This is a genomic window from Marinobacterium halophilum, assembly GCF_003014615.1.
GTDB lineage: Bacteria > Pseudomonadota > Gammaproteobacteria > Pseudomonadales > Balneatricaceae > Marinobacterium > Marinobacterium halophilum.
The window spans coordinates 23,262-39,708 of record NZ_PYGI01000018.1; the positions used below are offsets into that span (position 1 = coordinate 23,262).

At 56.4% G+C, this 16,447-nt stretch carries 11 protein-coding genes; 10 read left to right on the plus strand and 1 reads right to left on the minus strand.

Annotated features, from left to right (window positions below; genetic code table 11):
- Positions 1 to 45: 45 nt before the first annotated feature.
- The 8 genes from CLV44_RS12720 to CLV44_RS12755 all read left to right on the plus strand — a co-directional run bounded on the left by CLV44_RS12720 (position 46) and on the right by CLV44_RS12755 (position 10,016).
- Positions 46 to 441 (plus strand): flagellar protein FlaG, encoded by a 396-nt coding sequence (locus CLV44_RS12720; RefSeq protein WP_106592496.1) that lies wholly within the window; start codon positions 46 to 48, stop codon positions 439 to 441.
- A gap of 57 nt (positions 442 to 498) precedes the next feature.
- On the plus strand, positions 499 to 2,538 hold the full coding sequence (gene fliD / locus CLV44_RS12725) for a flagellar filament capping protein FliD (protein WP_106592497.1): 2,040 nt from the start codon (positions 499 to 501) through the stop codon (positions 2,536 to 2,538).
- A gap of 26 nt (positions 2,539 to 2,564) precedes the next feature.
- Positions 2,565 to 2,975, plus strand: coding sequence for a flagellar export chaperone FliS (fliS, locus tag CLV44_RS12730; RefSeq protein WP_106592498.1), 411 nt, complete (start codon positions 2,565 to 2,567; stop codon positions 2,973 to 2,975).
- 151 nt (positions 2,976 to 3,126) lie between these two features.
- Positions 3,127 to 4,560, plus strand: coding sequence for a sigma-54 dependent transcriptional regulator (locus CLV44_RS12735; protein ID WP_106592499.1), 1,434 nt, complete (start codon positions 3,127 to 3,129; stop codon positions 4,558 to 4,560).
- Positions 4,557 to 5,627, plus strand: a complete 1,071-nt coding sequence (locus CLV44_RS12740; protein WP_106592500.1) for a sensor histidine kinase — start codon at positions 4,557 to 4,559, stop codon at positions 5,625 to 5,627. Before CLV44_RS12735 ends, CLV44_RS12740 begins: the two co-directional genes overlap by 4 nt.
- The gene (locus CLV44_RS12745; RefSeq protein ID WP_106592501.1) at positions 5,624 to 7,018 is read left to right on the plus strand and encodes a sigma-54-dependent transcriptional regulator; all 1,395 of its coding nucleotides are present in this window, start codon (positions 5,624 to 5,626) and stop codon (positions 7,016 to 7,018) included. Before CLV44_RS12740 ends, CLV44_RS12745 begins: the two co-directional genes overlap by 4 nt.
- A 182-nt stretch (positions 7,019 to 7,200) precedes the next feature.
- Entirely contained in the window at positions 7,201 to 9,156 is a 1,956-nt protein-coding gene (acs, locus tag CLV44_RS12750; RefSeq protein WP_106592502.1) for an acetate--CoA ligase, read from the plus strand.
- A gap of 197 nt (positions 9,157 to 9,353) precedes the next feature.
- Positions 9,354 to 10,016 (plus strand): response regulator, encoded by a 663-nt coding sequence (locus CLV44_RS12755; RefSeq protein ID WP_106592503.1) that lies wholly within the window; start codon positions 9,354 to 9,356, stop codon positions 10,014 to 10,016.
- A 63-nt stretch (positions 10,017 to 10,079) separates the two neighbouring features.
- Here CLV44_RS12755 and CLV44_RS12760 read toward each other — a convergent pair whose 3' ends face one another.
- The gene (locus CLV44_RS12760; RefSeq protein WP_106592504.1) at positions 10,080 to 14,042 is read right to left on the minus strand and encodes a hybrid sensor histidine kinase/response regulator; all 3,963 of its coding nucleotides are present in this window, start codon (positions 14,040 to 14,042) and stop codon (positions 10,080 to 10,082) included.
- A 313-nt stretch (positions 14,043 to 14,355) separates the two neighbouring features.
- On the opposite strand from CLV44_RS12760, the gene CLV44_RS12765 reads away from it, so the two are divergent.
- Complete coding sequence (locus CLV44_RS12765) at positions 14,356 to 14,616, plus strand: DUF4212 domain-containing protein (RefSeq protein WP_106592505.1); 261 nt, start codon at positions 14,356 to 14,358, stop codon at positions 14,614 to 14,616.
- Between the two features lie 6 nt (positions 14,617 to 14,622).
- Positions 14,623 to 16,416, plus strand: coding sequence for a sodium:solute symporter family protein (locus tag CLV44_RS12770; RefSeq protein WP_106592506.1), 1,794 nt, complete (start codon positions 14,623 to 14,625; stop codon positions 16,414 to 16,416).
- Positions 16,417 to 16,447 lie beyond the last annotated feature (31 nt).

Genomic DNA, 16,447 nt, shown 5'->3' on the forward strand with positions numbered 1-16,447 from the left:
GGCTACCCCGCCAAGGGGTAGCCTTTCTGAATAAGAGGTAAGGGTATGAGTATCGAAACCTCTGGTTTATCCAACCAGCAAGCATTTGCCAGCCAGACGACATCTTCCCGTCAGCAGCCTGAGTCAAGTAGTGCGGCGAACGCGGCACCTGTTGCTACCGTGAACAGCGTGACCGACTCTGTACAACAGATCAATTCATCGGAAGGTGCGGCTTTATCCATTGAAAAGCTGCAGGATGCTGTCGAAAAGATGAACGAGATGATGCAGAACGGCAATCGCTCATTGAGCTTCTCGGTTGATGACAGTACTGAAAAAGTCGTTGTTAAAGTCATGGATCTGGATACCGACGAAGTCGTACGTCAGATTCCTACGGAAGAAACCCTCAAGTTTGCCGAATACCTGGAAGGCGTGGTCGGTCTGATTTTCGATGAGACAGTCTGACCCAGCAGTGTCCTCTGTTACACTTCATCGGTCTCAATACGTTTAGGGGAGGCCCTCATGTCCAGTATTATTTCATCTCTTGGCGGTGGTTCAGGGATTGATACCAACAGCCTGGTATCCCAGCTGACCGCACTCGAACGTGCGCCTAAAGAGCAGCGTCTGGATAGCAGCCAGGAAAAACTGGAAGCTGAAATCTCGGCATATGGCACCCTGAAGAGTGCGCTATCCGAATTTCAAGGTGTGTTGTCGCCTCTGGCCAATAGCGATATTTTCAATGCGCGTTCGGCTGCCTTTCCCGAAACCGACATTATTTCACCGAATTCCTTGGCACCGGGAGCCCAGGCCGGCAGTTATCAGATTGAAGTGCTGAGTGTAGCCAGTGCTCAGACGCTGGTGATGGGCAACAGTTCCGACTCCAAATCACCGTTGGGAGCCAGCGGGGAGTTGAATATCCAGTTTGGTGCCTGGAGTTATGATGGCAGTGACAATCCGGATCAGTTCAGTGTCAACGCCGATAAGGGTGCGCTGAATATAACGGTTGAAGCCACTGACTCGTTGGAAGACATCGCAGAAAAGATCAACGCGGGTGGCTCTGACGTTCAGGCGTCGGTGATGAAAGTGGATGGCCAGTTCCAGTTGATGATCAGTTCACCGTCAGGTGCTGATAATGCCATGCAAGTGACGGCTTCAGATCCGTCGTTGTCGGCATTTGAATTCAAGCAGGGTAATGCTGCGGCGCTGGAAACCCAACAGGCCAGCGACGCGGTACTCAAGCTCAACGGCCTGACGGTCAATCGGCAAAGCAATACCATTGACGATGTTATCGACGGTTTCAGTTTTACCGTGAATAAGGCCAGTGTCGGCGAGACAGTCAGCTTTTCGATCGATGCCGACAAGGGCGTTGCCCAGCAAGCGGTACGTGACTTTGTCGACGCTTACAATGTTTTCATGGAAACGGCGAATAACCTGACGGGGTATAGCCGCGACGAAAACAATCAGGTCGTGCGGGGCGATCTTTCCGGTGACGGTACCGCCAAGGCGATGATCAACCGTCTGCGTGAGATGGTTGGCTCTGAAGTCGAAGGCGTAGAGTCCGGCTTCACGGCCCTGACCAACCTGGGTATCCGTACCGAGCGTGATGGCTCACTGTCGATCAATGACAAGGAGTTTTCTCGCGCCTTTAATGAAAACTTTGAGGCCGTTGGCGATCTGTTCGCCATGAAAACGTCATCGACTAACAGCTTTGTCGATGTTGGCACCGGCACCCGTTTAAGTAATACCGTTCCGGGTGAATACGAAGTTGAAATCACCCGTGACCCATCCAAGGGCAAGCTTGAAGGGGACAGCATACTGTCGACCTTGTTTGATGCACCGCTGGATACCACCGATGGCAGTTATACATTCAGGATTAACGTCAATGGTACCCAATCCAATGACATTACTCTGAATGGTGTCTATAACAGCGCTGAAGAGATGCGCGATGACTTACAGTCGCTGATTAACGGTGATGAAAAGCTCAAAGGGGTAAATGCCGGAATAGATGTGGGGTTTGATCAGGCCACTGGCCAGTTTACTTTCACATCCCGTGAATACGGCAGCAACTCCAAGGTGTCATTGCTCAATCAGAGTGCCAATATGGATACTCTTGGTCTTGGTGCTGCTTCAGCTCTGACGGCAACAACAGGGCAGGATGTGGCGGGTACCATCAACGGTGAGCCCGGCTTTGGTGCCGGTGAAGTTCTGTTGCCGAAGCTGGGTTCGGATGCGTATGGCCTGAATTTGACGATCCGCCCAGGGGCTGCAGCTGAAGGTGCATTCACCATCGGTTTTTCCAAGGGCGTCGGTGGTGAGTTGACCAGCCTGCTTGAACGCTTCATGTCACAGGGGGGCTCGATCGCCAACCGTGAGGAAAATATCACTAATCAGCTGGACAAGGTGGGTGAAGATCGTGAAGCTCTGGACCGTCGCATGGAGAAGTACCAGTCACGGATCAGCGCCCAGTTCCTGGCGATGGAAAAAATCATTGGTAGCCTCAATGCGACCGGCAGCTCGCTTGATGGCTTGATCGACCGCTTGCCGTTTACCGCGCCAAAATAATTTTCTGACAGAAGAGTAGTCGTAGAATGATGAACAAGGCCCTGAACCAGTACAAGAGTGTTGATCTCAATACTGCGGTCGAGGCGGCAAGCCCGCACCAACTGATCAGTATGTTGTTCCGTGGTGCACTGGAGGCTCTTGCCAAGTCAATGGGTGCCATTGAGCGCAAGGATATCCAGCTGCGTACCCAACAGATCAACAAGGCGTGCGAAATAGTTGTTACTCTGAAAGGCAGTCTGAACTTCGAGCAGGGCGGCGAAGTGGCAGAAAACCTGGATAACCTGTACGACTACATGCTACGTACGCTGATGCAGGCCAACCGCGAGAGTGATGCGGCCAAAGTGAAAGAAGTCAGTGGACTGATTGCTACCATCGCCGAAGGCTGGACACAGATCCCGGCTGAAGAACACCAGACCACAGCCTATAAGGCGAGCTGACCCGGCAGGGTTATGTTGTTCATGGCAGAATAAAAAAACCGGGCTTGGGCTCGGTTTTTTTATGTGCCCATTCCATTGACGTCAATCCATTGACATCCCCCCCGCAACCGGTACCTTTGACAGAATCCTGACAACCCCTTGGATTCAACCCATGCATGGAACGGACATACCGGCAGCCCGCTTCGAACTGCTGATCCTTGATGATGATGCCGAACGGCGGGCAACACTGCGGACCTGCTTTGAATGTATCGGCGTACACTGTCATGTTTTTGATTTTGTTACCTGGCTTCAGCAGGGCAGAGTATTCGATCTGGCCCCCATTGGCCTGGTCCTGATTGGCGAAAGCAGCTTGCCGATTGCGTTGAGCAAACTGATAACCGAGCTGGACGCAGAGCGCACGCGCCCCAAGCTGCTGGTTTGTGAGTGGTCCGAACTTGCGCACCGCGACTTTTCACGCCACGCCATCCTCGGTGTGTTGCACGCGCCCTATCGCTATCCACAGCTGCTGGACTGGCTGCATCTCTGTGGTGTGCTCAATACCCAGCCGCTGGACCCGTCTGCGTGGTTGCCCGAAATGCCCGGTTTTGTTGGCCAGAGTGGCCCGGTCCGGGAAATCCGGCAGCTGATTACGCAGGTGGCACCGCGGGATATCAGTGTCCTGATTACCGGCGAGTCCGGCACCGGCAAGGAGGTGGTGGCGCGCTGTCTGCATGAACATTCCAATCGCCGTGACGGGCCGTTCGTACCGGTCAACTGCGGTGCCATTCCCTCTGAATTGTTGGAAAGTGAACTGTTCGGCCATGAAAAAGGGGCGTTTACCGGTGCCATTTCCAGCCGTCCAGGGCGTTTCGAGTTGGCCAATGGTGGCACCCTCTTTCTGGATGAGATCGGTGACATGCCGCTGCCGATGCAGGTCAAGTTGTTGCGGGTGTTACAAGAGCGTCAGTTTGAACGGGTGGGGGGGAGTAAAACGCTGGAAGTGGATGTGCGCATCGTTGCAGCCACCCACAAGAATCTGGAGCGGATGATTGAGGAAGGTCAGTTCCGTGAAGATCTGTATTACCGGCTGAATGTCTTCCCGATCGAGATGCCGGCGCTACGGGACCGGTTGGAAGATCTGCCGCTGTTGCTCCATACCCTGAATGAACAGCTCGAAGAGGGAGCACTGCTGCAGTTTCATCCAACGGCACTGGCATCGCTGCAGCGTCACCCCTGGCCCGGAAATGTGCGTGAGTTGGCTAACCTGGTTGAGCGGCTCAGTATCATCCATCCGGGCAAGGTCATCGGCGTTTCGGAATTGCCGCCCAAGTTCCGCCATATTGAAGAACCGGATCCTGCACGTTATGCGTCCATACCTGCTGAGGGCGAAGCGGCTGCGATAACGGTCGCTGGCGCAGGCCGACAGTTGCAGCTGCCCGCAGACGGGATTGACCTCAAGGGCTGGTTGGAAGAGCAGGAACAGGTGTTGATTCGTCAGGCACTGGATACTGCTGATCAGGTGGTATCGCGGGCCGCACGGCTGCTACAGATTCGCCGCACCACGCTGGTGGAAAAAATGCGCAAATACGGGATTGAGCGTCAATGACCGAAGTTGAACAACTCAAGCAACGGGTGGCTGAACTCGACGTGCAGGTCGAGCAGTTGACCGAGGAGCGTCGCGCCTTGTCACGCTTGCGTAGGCTGATTGATCGCATGCCCGGTGGTGTACTGGTGATCGGCCAGACCGGGCGCATTACCGAATATAATCCGGCGGCCGAGGCTCTGCTTGGCATCGTGCTCGACGGTAAAAGCTGGCTTGAAGTGATTAATCAGTGCTTTGCGCCGCGTCCCGATGATGGCCACGAAGTGTCCCTGCAGAACGGACGACGAGTCAGTTTGTCGACCCAGGCACTGGATGGCGAACCGGGACAACTGGTTTTCATCACCGACCAGACCCACACCCGTACCCTGCAGGAACAGCTGCATCACTACCAGCGCCTGTCCGAGATGGGACGGATGATGGCCTCACTGGCACATCAGGTGCGCACACCGCTGTCGGCAGCGCTGCTGTATGCCAGCCACCTGATGTCCGCACAACTGGATGACGACAAACGTATTCGCTTTGCCGGCAAGGTAAAGGCGCGACTGACCCATCTGGAGCAGCAGGTGCGCGATATGCTGATATTCGCCCGTGGCGAGACCAAATTGGCCGACCGGGTGGACGGGCGCACATTGATGGCGCGTCTGGAAGACCTGCTGGACCAGCCGCTGACTCAATACGATGCCGATTGCGACTGCCTGAATGATGCTCCCGATGCCTTGATTCAGTGCAACCTGGAAGCACTGCTGGGTGCGATACTGAACCTGATTAATAATGCGCTGCAGGCGTGTGGCGATGGCTGTGAGCTGCAGTTGCGTATTGCCCGTGATCATGACCACCTGCTGATTGCAGTCAGTGACAGCGGCCCGGGCATGGATGCTGCGACGCTGAGGCAGGCGCAGGAGCCATTTTACACCACCAAATCACACGGCACGGGGCTAGGGCTTGCCATTGCCCAAGTGATGGCACGGGCCCATCACGGCACCTTTGAGCTGGACTCCACACCCGGACAGGGCACGCGTGCCTGTTTCCGGCTGCCTTTGCTTACCTTAACCGAACAGGAACATGCATGAGCGCGACCGTACTGATCGTTGAAGATGATGTGGACTTGCGTGAGGCGATTGCCGATACGCTTGCGCTGGCGGAGATCCGTTATCTGGAAGCCGGCAGCGCCGAAGAGGCGCTGGAAACTCTGCAGCAGGCCCGGGTCGACATGGTGATTTCCGACGTCAATATGCCCGGCATGGATGGCCATGCACTGCTGGCCCGTTTGAAGGACACCATGCCGGCCTTGCCGGTGGCGCTGATCACCGCCTATGGCCAGGTGAACAAGGCCGTTGAGGCGATCCGTAATGGCGCAGTGGATTACCTGATGAAACCGTTCGAGCCTGACCAGCTGATTGAACTGATCCGCAACCATGCCCAGGGCCTGGCGATGAATGCCGTGGGCGAGCCGATCGCGCAGGCACCTGGCAGTCGACAGCTGTTGCAGCTGGCGCAACGAGTGGCCGCGACCGACTCCACCGTGCTGATTACCGGTGAGTCCGGTACGGGCAAGGAAGTGCTGGCGCGTTATATCCACAGCCATTCGACGCGGGCAGAGCAGCCGTTCATTGCCATCAACTGTGCCGCCATTCCCGAAAGCATGCTGGAAGCGACACTGTTCGGCCATGAAAAAGGGGCATTTACCGGTGCGGTGAGCAGTCAGCCGGGCAAATTCGAGCAGGCCAACGGCGGTACGCTGCTGCTGGACGAGATCAGTGAAATGGATCTGAGCCTGCAGGCTAAGCTGTTGCGCGTATTGCAGGAACAGGAGGTGGAGCGGATCGGTGGCCGCAAGGTGATTCCGCTGGATGTACGGGTATTGGCAACCAGTAACCGGCAGCTGGAGCAAACCGTTGCCGAAGGCCGTTTCCGTGAAGATCTGTATTACCGCTTGAACGTATTTCCGCTGCAGTGGCAACCGCTGCGTGAACGGGTTGAAGATATTGAGCCGCTGGCGCAGCAGCTGCTGGCTCACCATTGCCGCAAAATGAAACGCGCTCCGGCGACGCTGGATGCTGGCGCGGTAGCCAGCCTGGGCCAGCACGTCTGGCCTGGAAACGTGCGTGAACTGGATAACGTGATTCAGCGGGCGTTGATTCTACAAGGCGGGCCGCGGATTCTGGCCAGTGATCTGCATCTGGGGAGTCAGGCGATCCCGTTGCAATCGTCACCGGTGGCACCTGCCGTGACGGTGGCCGCAGCAACTGCGGATGCGGTGGCGATGACAGCGGACGGGCTGTTGGGCAATGATCTCAAACAGCACGAGTACCAGCTGATTGTGGAGGCGTTGAAAGCCACTTCAGGTAGTCGCAAAGAGGCGTCGGAAAAGCTCGGAATCAGCCCCAGGACACTAAGGTATAAGCTCGCCCGCATGCGTGAAGAGGGAATCGATCTGGAGTCAATGCTTGCAGGTGAGTAAGTACTCGCTTTCGATGGAGTTTAAGACTTTTGTTGTGATCCGAGTAGACCAATGTCTAATTCAGGGGGATAGAGGGGCTTCGGTATAACCGTGTTATCCAACTCGCATACGCCGACAACAGCAACTATAACCAAGTGCGGCGTAATAGGTATAACAACAACACGCAAGTTAAGGGCATCACGATGAGTGAACAAAATATTTATCCGGTTGATCCGGCTTTCGCTGCCAAGGCACACATTGACAACGATACCTACCTGGCAATGTATGAGCAGTCGATCAATGATCCTGACGCTTTCTGGGGTGAGCAGGGCAAGCGTCTGGAATGGTTCAAGCCGTACACCAAGGTCAAGAACACCTCTTTCGATCCGCACAACGTCAATATCAAGTGGTATGAAGACGGCGAGCTGAACGCCGCCTACAACTGTCTGGACCGTCATCTTGAAACCCGTGGTGATCAGGTAGCGATCATCTGGGAAGGCGACAACCCGAGCGAAGACGAAAAAATAACCTATCGTGACCTGCACGCGCGCGTATGCCGCTTTGCCAATGCGCTGAAGGCCAAGGGCGTCGAGAAGGGTGACGTGGTCACGCTGTACATGCCGATGATTCCGGAAGCTGCGGTAGCCATGCTGGCCTGTGCCCGCATTGGTGCGGTTCACTCCATCGTGTTCGGCGGCTTCTCACCGGAAGCGGTGGCTGCCCGTATCGAGGGGGCCAAATCTAAAGTCGTCGTAACCTCCAACTATTCTCTGCGTGGTGGCAAGGTTGTGCCGCTGAAAGAGAACGTCGACAAGGCGCTGGACAACCATGAAGCCGGTAACCTGATTGAAACCGTGTTCGTGGTCAAGCGCGTGGAAAAAGATGTTGCCTGGAATGACAGCCGCGATGTCTGGTATGAAGAGGCAGTTGCTGGGCAGTCGGCTGAGTGCCCGGCCGAGCCGATGAATGCGGAAGCTCCGTTGTTCATTCTGTACACCTCAGGTTCAACCGGTGCGCCCAAGGGGCTTGAGCACACTACCGGCGGCTACATGGTTTATGCCTCCATGACCCACGAGTACGTCTTTGACTATCACGAAGGGGATGTGTACTGGTGTACAGCCGACGTGGGCTGGGTCACTGGCCACAGCTATATCGTGTACGGTCCGCTGGCGAACGGTGCCACCACGCTGATGTTTGAAGGTGTGCCGAACTATCCGGACAACAGCCGTTTTGGTCGTGTGATCGAGAAGCACAAGGTTAACCAGTTCTACACCGCACCGACCGCTATCCGCGCGTTGATGCAGCAGGGTGAAGATGTACTGGGTGATGCTGATCTGTCCAGCCTCAAGCTGCTGGGGTCTGTTGGCGAGCCGATCAACCCGGAAGCCTGGACCTGGTACCACCGTATCTTCGGTAACGGCAAATGCCCCATCGTTGATACCTGGTGGCAGACCGAGACTGGCGGCATCATGATTGTACCGCTGCCGGGCGCAACTCCGACCAAACCTGGCTCTGCTGCCCGCCCGTTCTTTGGCGTACAGCCGGCGCTGTTGGATGGCGAAGGCAACGAGCTGGAGGGTGAAGCGGCAGGCAGTCTGGTGATCAAGGATTCTTGGCCGGGTCAGAGCCGTTCCATCTGGGGTGACCATGAGCGCTTCACCCAAACCTACTTCACCAGCTTCAAGGGTGTATATACCACAGGTGACGGTGCCCGCCGTGATGAAGACGGTTACTACTGGATTACCGGTCGCGTCGATGATGTGATCAACGTATCCGGCCACCGCATGGGTACCGCCGAGGTTGAATCTGCGCTGGTTGCGCACGCAGCAGTTGCTGAAGCGGCTGTGGTTGGCTACCCGCATGACCTCAAGGGGCAGGGTATCTACGTGTATGTGACGCTGCAGACCGGTTACGAACAATCCGACGAGTTGATGAAAGAGCTGCGCAACTGGGTACGTACCGAAATTGGTCCGATCGCGTCGCCTGACCTGATCCAGTTTGCACCGGGCATGCCGAAAACCCGTTCGGGCAAGATCATGCGCCGTATCCTGCGCAAAATCGCCGAGGACGACTTCGCCGCTTTGGGTGATACCTCGACGCTTGCAGACCCGAGTGTGGTGGATGATCTGATCGAACACCGGATGAACCGCAAAGGCTGAACCCAAGCCAATACCTGCAGGTAACAAGAACGCCCCCGACAGCAGTGCCGGGGGCGTTTTTTGTGGGTGATCTGGCGACAAAGCCGTGGCAGATGCGGCTTTGTCGGTGAAGTGGTGCTATTATTGCCCACCGGTAATATTACTGTTCGATACCCGCCTGGACCGGCTTGGGTCCAAAAGCACCAGGGAGATGATGTATGCAATTGGCACAGAAAATCATTATTGCGGATGACCACCCTCTTTTCCGCGCGGCACTGCGCCAGGCGGTGACCCAGGCGGTGCCCGGTGTTGAGATTGTGGAAGCAGACAGCCACGCGGCGGTTCAGGAAGCGGTGGTACAGCATAGTGATGCCGACCTGGTGCTGTTGGATATTCATATGCCGGGTACACACGGCTTTTCGGGTCTGGTGTTTCTGCGCGGCCAGCACCCGGGCATGCCGGTCATCGTGGTGTCCGGCAGTGAAGAGACCCATGTGATGAAACGGGCGATCGATTACGGTGCGTCGGGCTTCATTCCCAAGTCGTCTCCGCTGGAAACCATCTCGGCAGCCATCACGGCGGTACTTGAAGGTGAAGAGTGGCTGCCGCAGGAACTGACTGACAACATGGATGACGTCAGCGAAGAAGATCAACAGTTTGCCGCGGCGCTGGTTTCCCTGACCCCGCAGCAGTTCCGCGTGTTGACCATGTTGACCGAAGGTTTGCTGAACAAGCAGATCGCCTATGAGCTTAGCGTGTCAGAAGCGACCATCAAGGCCCATGTGACCGCCATTCTGCGTAAGCTCGGAGTACACAGCCGTACTCAGGCGGTGATTGCTGCCCAGCGCTTGGGCGTTGAACCCCCCAAGACCGAAGGCTGATCAGTACCGGCACCCGGCGGGTGATTGCCCGCACGCGGGCGCCCACCCACCCGATATGCCGTGTTACCCCCCCTTGTCCTTTTCCATCCGCACCGTCGCAATAATCTTGTTGATCATCGCCCGTAGAGCCGCCGGCTTGATCGGTTTGGTCAGCAGCTGGGCTCCTGCTTCCCTGATTTCGTCCCGTACCTCGTCGGTCCGGTCCGCCGTGATCACAATGGCCGGGGCAAAGTAGCCGGTTGCTGCATCGGTGCCATCCAACGCTGCCAGCTGGCGCAGGGCCATGACGCCGGTTTCGGTTTCGCCCAGGTGGTAATCGGCCAGTACGATATCCGGCGTCCATTGCCGAGTCTGTATGGCCTCCAGAGCGGCATCGCCGGACAGCGCGGTGACCACTTCACAGGACCAGCCGTTGAGCAGGGCACTCATGCCTTCGAGGATCTTCGGTTCATTATCGATCACCAGCACCTTGATGCCGTTCAACCCCTTGCTGCGAATCCAGCCGCGTTTTTCCGGGCGCGCCTTTTGTGCCAGTGCCGCTTCGCCCAGTGGCAGTGTGATGCTGAACACGGTGCCCTGGCCGAGCCATGAGCGTACTTGGATCTGGTGGCCCAGCATGCGGGCAATACGGTCTGTGATGGCCAGTCCCAGACCCAGCCCCTTGACCTGACTGTGCTTGGGGTTGTCGATGCGCTTAAACTCTTCGAACACTTCACGCAGCTTGTTTTCAGGGATGCCGACACCGGTATCCCATACCTCAAGGCGCAAGTGTTTGCCGACGCGGCGTGCGCCCATCAGCACCCGCCCCGAAGCGGTATAGCGCATGGCGTTGGAAAGAAAATTCTGCATGATGCGGCGCAACAGAGCCTGGTCGGAATGGACGACTTGGCGGCAGCTCACGGTATCCAGTCGAAGGCCTTTTTCCCGTGCCAGCGCGCTGAATTCGGTGCTGAGTGTCTGGAACAGGTTTTCCAGTGAGAAATGGGTCAGGTTAGGTTCGAGTGCGCCGGCATCCAGTTTGGAAATGTCGAGAATGGTTGTGATCAGTTCCTCGGCGGCCTTTAACGAGCCATCCAGATTCTCGACCAACTGGTGTGTATCTTCGCCATGGCTTTGCTGTGCCAGTGCCGAGGTAAACAGGCGGGCTGCATTCAGCGGCTGCAGCAGGTCATGGCTGGCAGCCGCAAGAAAGCGGGTCTTGCCGAAGTTGGCCGCTTCCGCATCGGACTTGGCCTGGCGCAGTTCGTCTTCCATCAACGCCCGGATTGTATTCTCCTTGCGCAGTTCCTTGTTCACCACGGACAGCGCATGGGTACGTTCGCGTACGCGTTGTTCCAGATTCTCGTTATTTTCCTGCAGTGCCTGTTCCGCCTTGCGGCGTTCGGTGATGTCCTGATACAGGGTGAAGTAACCGAGTACGTCGCCGTATTCGCCAATATGGGGAATGTAGGTCACTTCCGCAAAGCGTACGCTGTTGTCATGGGTTGGCAGCCGGGTTTCAAAACGTTGGCGCTCGCCGCGCAGCACTGCGTCAATATAATGACGTCGGTGCAAATACTCCTCTTCCGGGAGGGCATCCAGCGCGGAAACACCGGCAATATTGTGCCGGTCGAGGCCGAAGGCATCGGCATAGGCCTTGTTAATGAACAGGAAGCGCTTTTCCGGGTCCAGATAGCCGATCAGGACCGGCACGTTATCGGTGTAGATACGGATATTCTGTTCGCTTTCGCGCAGGGCTTCCTCAATATGCTTGTGGTCCGTGATGTCCATGTAGGTGTTGACATAACCGCCATTGGGCATCGGGTTGCCGCGTACTTCCAGCACCGTACCGTCCGGTCGGAAGCGTTCATAGGAATGTGGCACACCGGAGCGGATCGATTCCAGCCGCATCTTGACCTGATATTCGACATCACCCAGGCCATACTCGCCCTTGATGGCGTTGTAGCGGAACACTTCCTCGATCGGGCGGCCGATGCAGATCAGGCCGTCCGGGTAGTTGAACATGTCGATATAGGGTCGGTTCCAGGCGACTACACGCATCTGCTGGTCAACCACGCTGATGCCGAGGCTGATGTTCTCGATGGTGGACTGCAGCAGCGAACGGTTGAAACGCAGCGCCTGGGAAGCTTCGTCAACGATGGTCACGACGTCGCCGATCTCCATCTCCTTGCCACGCAGGGTCGAATCCATGACGATCCGTGCTGATGAGGCGCCGATGGCACCCGCAAGCAGACGTTCGGTGTGCTGAATCAATTCGGGAGTGGCTTTTTCGGCGGCCATCGGCGGACCGTCACCTTGGCTCTGGCCGAAGCTGCTGAAGGCCTGACGGGTACGGCTCATGCCCAGAAAACGCTCACTGAGCATCTGCAGGTCACCCACGGTGACTTGGCCGAAGTGGCGTGATGGGTCGGCAATGCCCTTGGCCGAAACTGTTACGAAGGCGCTGGCCTGAATGCGGTCGACCAGACGCTGAGTGGCGAAACGTGAGACCAGTACAAACAGCAGCAGATTGACGCCCAGGCTCCAGAGGACGCCATGGGTGAGCGGGTCCATACCGGTAAAGCCGAACAGGCTGGTGGGACTGAGCCAGCCGTCACTGCCACTCAGCTGTGGCAGCCATTCGTAGGGAATCAGGCGTGCAGAGTTGAGCGTGGGCAGCACCAAGGTATAGAGCCAGAGTAGAAAACCGGCGCTCAGACCTGCCAGCACACCATGGCGGGTGCCACCTTTCCAGTAAATACCGCCGATGATCGCGGGCATGAACTGGATGGCGGCAACAAAGGCGAGCAGTCCAAAGGAGGCCAGAGGGCCCTGTTCACCCAGTATCCGATAGTAGAAATAGCCCATCAGCAGCAGGCAGAAGATGGTAATGCGGCGTACCCGCAGCAACAGGGCTCCCAGGTCCTTGGATTGCGACAGACGCAGCCAGGAGATGCGGAGCAGCAGCGGCATCACAATATCATTACAGACCATCGTGGCCAGGGTGATGCTGGCGACGATCACCATACTGGTGGCTGCTGACAGGCCACCGATAAACGCCAGCGTTGCCAGTTTTTCCGACCCGGCTGCCAGGGGCAGCATCAATACAAAGGTATCGGCGTCGACATCGCTGTTGTTGAACACAATCAGACCGCCGGTGGCAATCGGCAGCACGAACAGGGCCATCAGCAGCAGGTACAGGGGGAACAGCCAGCGGGCGGTAAACAGATTGCGGCGCTGAGTATTCTCGACGATGCTGACATGAAACTGGCGGGGCAAGCAGAAGGCCGCCGCGCAGGCGAGCACAATTTCGGTCATGAAGCCGGTGTTGAGCGGCGAGCTGAAGTTGTCGTTGTAACGCAGCTGCGCCTGGATCTGGAAACCAAGATCATCAATGCCTTCAAAGATGCCGAAGACCACAAACAGGCCGACCGCGACGAAGGCGGTCAGCTTGATCAGGGATTCGAAGGCTACGGCCAGCACCAGCCCCTCGTGGTGCTCGGTGGCGTCGATATGGCGGGTGCCGAACAGAATGGCGAATACGGCCATGATCAGCGCCACGAACAGGGCTGTGTCACTGCCTTTGCTCATCGCTTCGGTCACCCCTGGGGCCAGCGCGTTGTAACTGATGGCAACGGCCTTCAACTGCAGGGCGATATAGGGGATGGTGCCCATGACAGCGAGCAGGGTTACCAGCACCGCAAGGCTCTGGCTCTTGCCATACCTTGACGAGATGAAGTCGGAAATTGTGGTGATGTTCTGCTGTTTGCTGACCAGAAAAATCTTTTCAATCACCCGGATAGCCAGCAAAAATACGATGACCGGCCCGAGGTAGGTTGCCATAAACTCCCACCCCGTCGATGCGGCCCTGCCGACGGCGCCGTAAAAGGTCCAGCTGGAACAATAGACAGCCAGTGACAGTGAATAGACCACCGGGTTGCTGGCCCACTGCTTGCCGGCGCTGCTTTTGTCACCGAAGTAAGCGATGGCAAACAGCAGGCCAAGATAGGCCAGGGAGATCAGGATGATGGACCAGCCGGACAGCATAGCGAATCTCTCGTATCAGGGTTCTTGAGCGGAGTGTAACGGTGATTGCCTGATGCTGTAACCGCTGTTGCGGCCAAAGCTGTGTTGAGGCGGATCATTAATACCGTTTTTCATACGTGACTATTGTATTACATGCTCAGAGTCATGTTTTTGGCGCTTTCAAATAATCCTTTGATTTATATGGATTAATTTAATTTTTGTACGAATGAATTATAGGCGTTCTACTAAAGTCGGGGCTTTTATTGGCTCGCGTCTTTATGCAAGATCGAAGGGTATATTCTCGGCTCCAATAACAAGAAAACGGAGAAACATCATGGCAGATGATAAATCCAAAGCTGCTCACTACTGGTCGACGAATCTTCGTCTGATCATGGGAAGCCTGGTTGTGTGGGCGTTCGTGTCCTACGGCTGTGGCATCCTGTTTCGCCCGCTGCTTTCGGGTATAGCGGTCGGCGGTGCCGACCTCGGTTTCTGGTTTGCTCAGCAGGGCGCCATTCTGACCTTTATCGTGATCATTTTCTTCTATGCCTGGAGAATGAACAAGCTCGATAAAGAGATGGGTTTGGAGGAGTAAGCCAGTATGAGTCAATTTGCAATCAACCTGATTTTCGTGGGTGCATCATTCGCACTCTATTTTGGTATTGCGATCTGGGCCCGTGCCGGATCCACCAAAGAGTTCTACGTCGCTGGCGGCGGTGTCCACCCGGTCGCTAACGGTATGGCGACGGCAGCCGACTGGATGTCAGCGGCGTCCTTTATCTCCATGGCAGGCCTGTTGTCGGCCGGTTATGTCAACTCTTCCTTCCTGATGGGCTGGACCGGTGGTTATGTACTGCTGGCGATGCTGCTGGCACCTTACCTGCGCAAGTTCGGCAAGTTCACAGTGCCTGACTTCATCGGTGATCGATTCTACAGCCGCGGTGCCCGTCTGGTTGCCGTTATCTGTTTGATCGTTGCGTCCGTGACCTATGTAATCGGTCAGATGGCCGGTGCCGGCGTTGCCTTTGCCCGCTTCCTTGAAGTGAGCAATACCGCAGGTATCTGGATTGCGGCCGGTGTCGTATTCTTCTACGCCGTATTCGGCGGCATGAAGGGGATCACCTATACGCAGGTCGCGCAGTACGTCGTGCTGATCGTTGCCTACACAATTCCGGCGGTATTCATTTCACTGCAGCTGACTGGCAACCCGTTGCCGATGTTCGGCATGTTTGGTGACTACACCGCTGAAGGCGCGGCCAATGCGGTGCCGTTGCTGGAAAAACTGGATCTGGTCGTACGTGACCTGGGCTTCCGTGATTACACGGCTGATGTCGATAACAAACTCAACATGCTGCTGTTCACCCTGTCGCTGATGATCGGTACTGCGGGCCTGCCGCACGTTATCATCCGCTTCTTCACCGTACCCAAGGTGGCTGATGCACGCTGGTCTGCCGGCTGGGCACTGATCTTCATCGCACTGCTGTACCTGACGGCTCCGGCTGTTGGTTCCATGGCGCGTCTGAACCTGATCAAAACCGTCTACCCGGCGGGTGTTGAGCAAGATGCACTGTTGTATGCCGATCGTCCCGAGTGGGTCAAAACCTGGGAAGAAACCGGTCTGGTCAAGTATGAAGACAAGAACGCAGACGGCCGTATCCAGATGTACAACGACAAGGCTGGCAGTGCTGAAGCTGACGCTTTTGCTGCAACCGCTGAGGCACGTGGCTGGAACGGTAACGAACTGGTCGTGAACAACGATATTCTGGTACTGGCTAACCCTGAAATTGCACAGCTGCCAGGTTGGGTTATCGGCCTGATTGCGGCGGGTGGTATTGCGGCTGCGCTGTCTACTGCAGCGGGTCTGTTGCTGGCGATCTCTTCGGCGATTTCCCATGACTTGATCAAAACCATGATCAATCCGAACATCAGTGAAAAAGGCGAACTGACGGCTGCCCGTATCTCCATGGGTGTGGCGATTCTGGTCGCAACCTATCTGGGCTTGAATCCGCCCGGGTTCGCCGCGCAGACGGTCGCACTGGCCTTCGGTATTGCAGGTGCCTCCATCTTCCCGGCGTTGATGATGGGTATCTTCTCCAAGCGTGTGAACAACAAGGGTGCAGTTGCCGGTATGGTAGCGGGTCTGACGGCTACGCTGGTATACATCTTCACCTTCCTGGGCTGGTTCTTCATTCCGGGTACCGCAACGCTGGCGAATACGCCTGATAACTGGATCCTGGGCATCTCGCCGCTGTCGTTTGGTGCGATTGGTGCGATGATCAACTTCGCCGTGGCCTTCGCCGTGTCGTACATGACTGACGAGCCGCCGGTTGAAATTCAGGAGCTGGTTGAAAGCGTACGCTACCCGAAAGGTGCTGGTGCCGCAGTTGACCACTAAGCATAATAGACCCGAGACGGGCCGCGAGGCC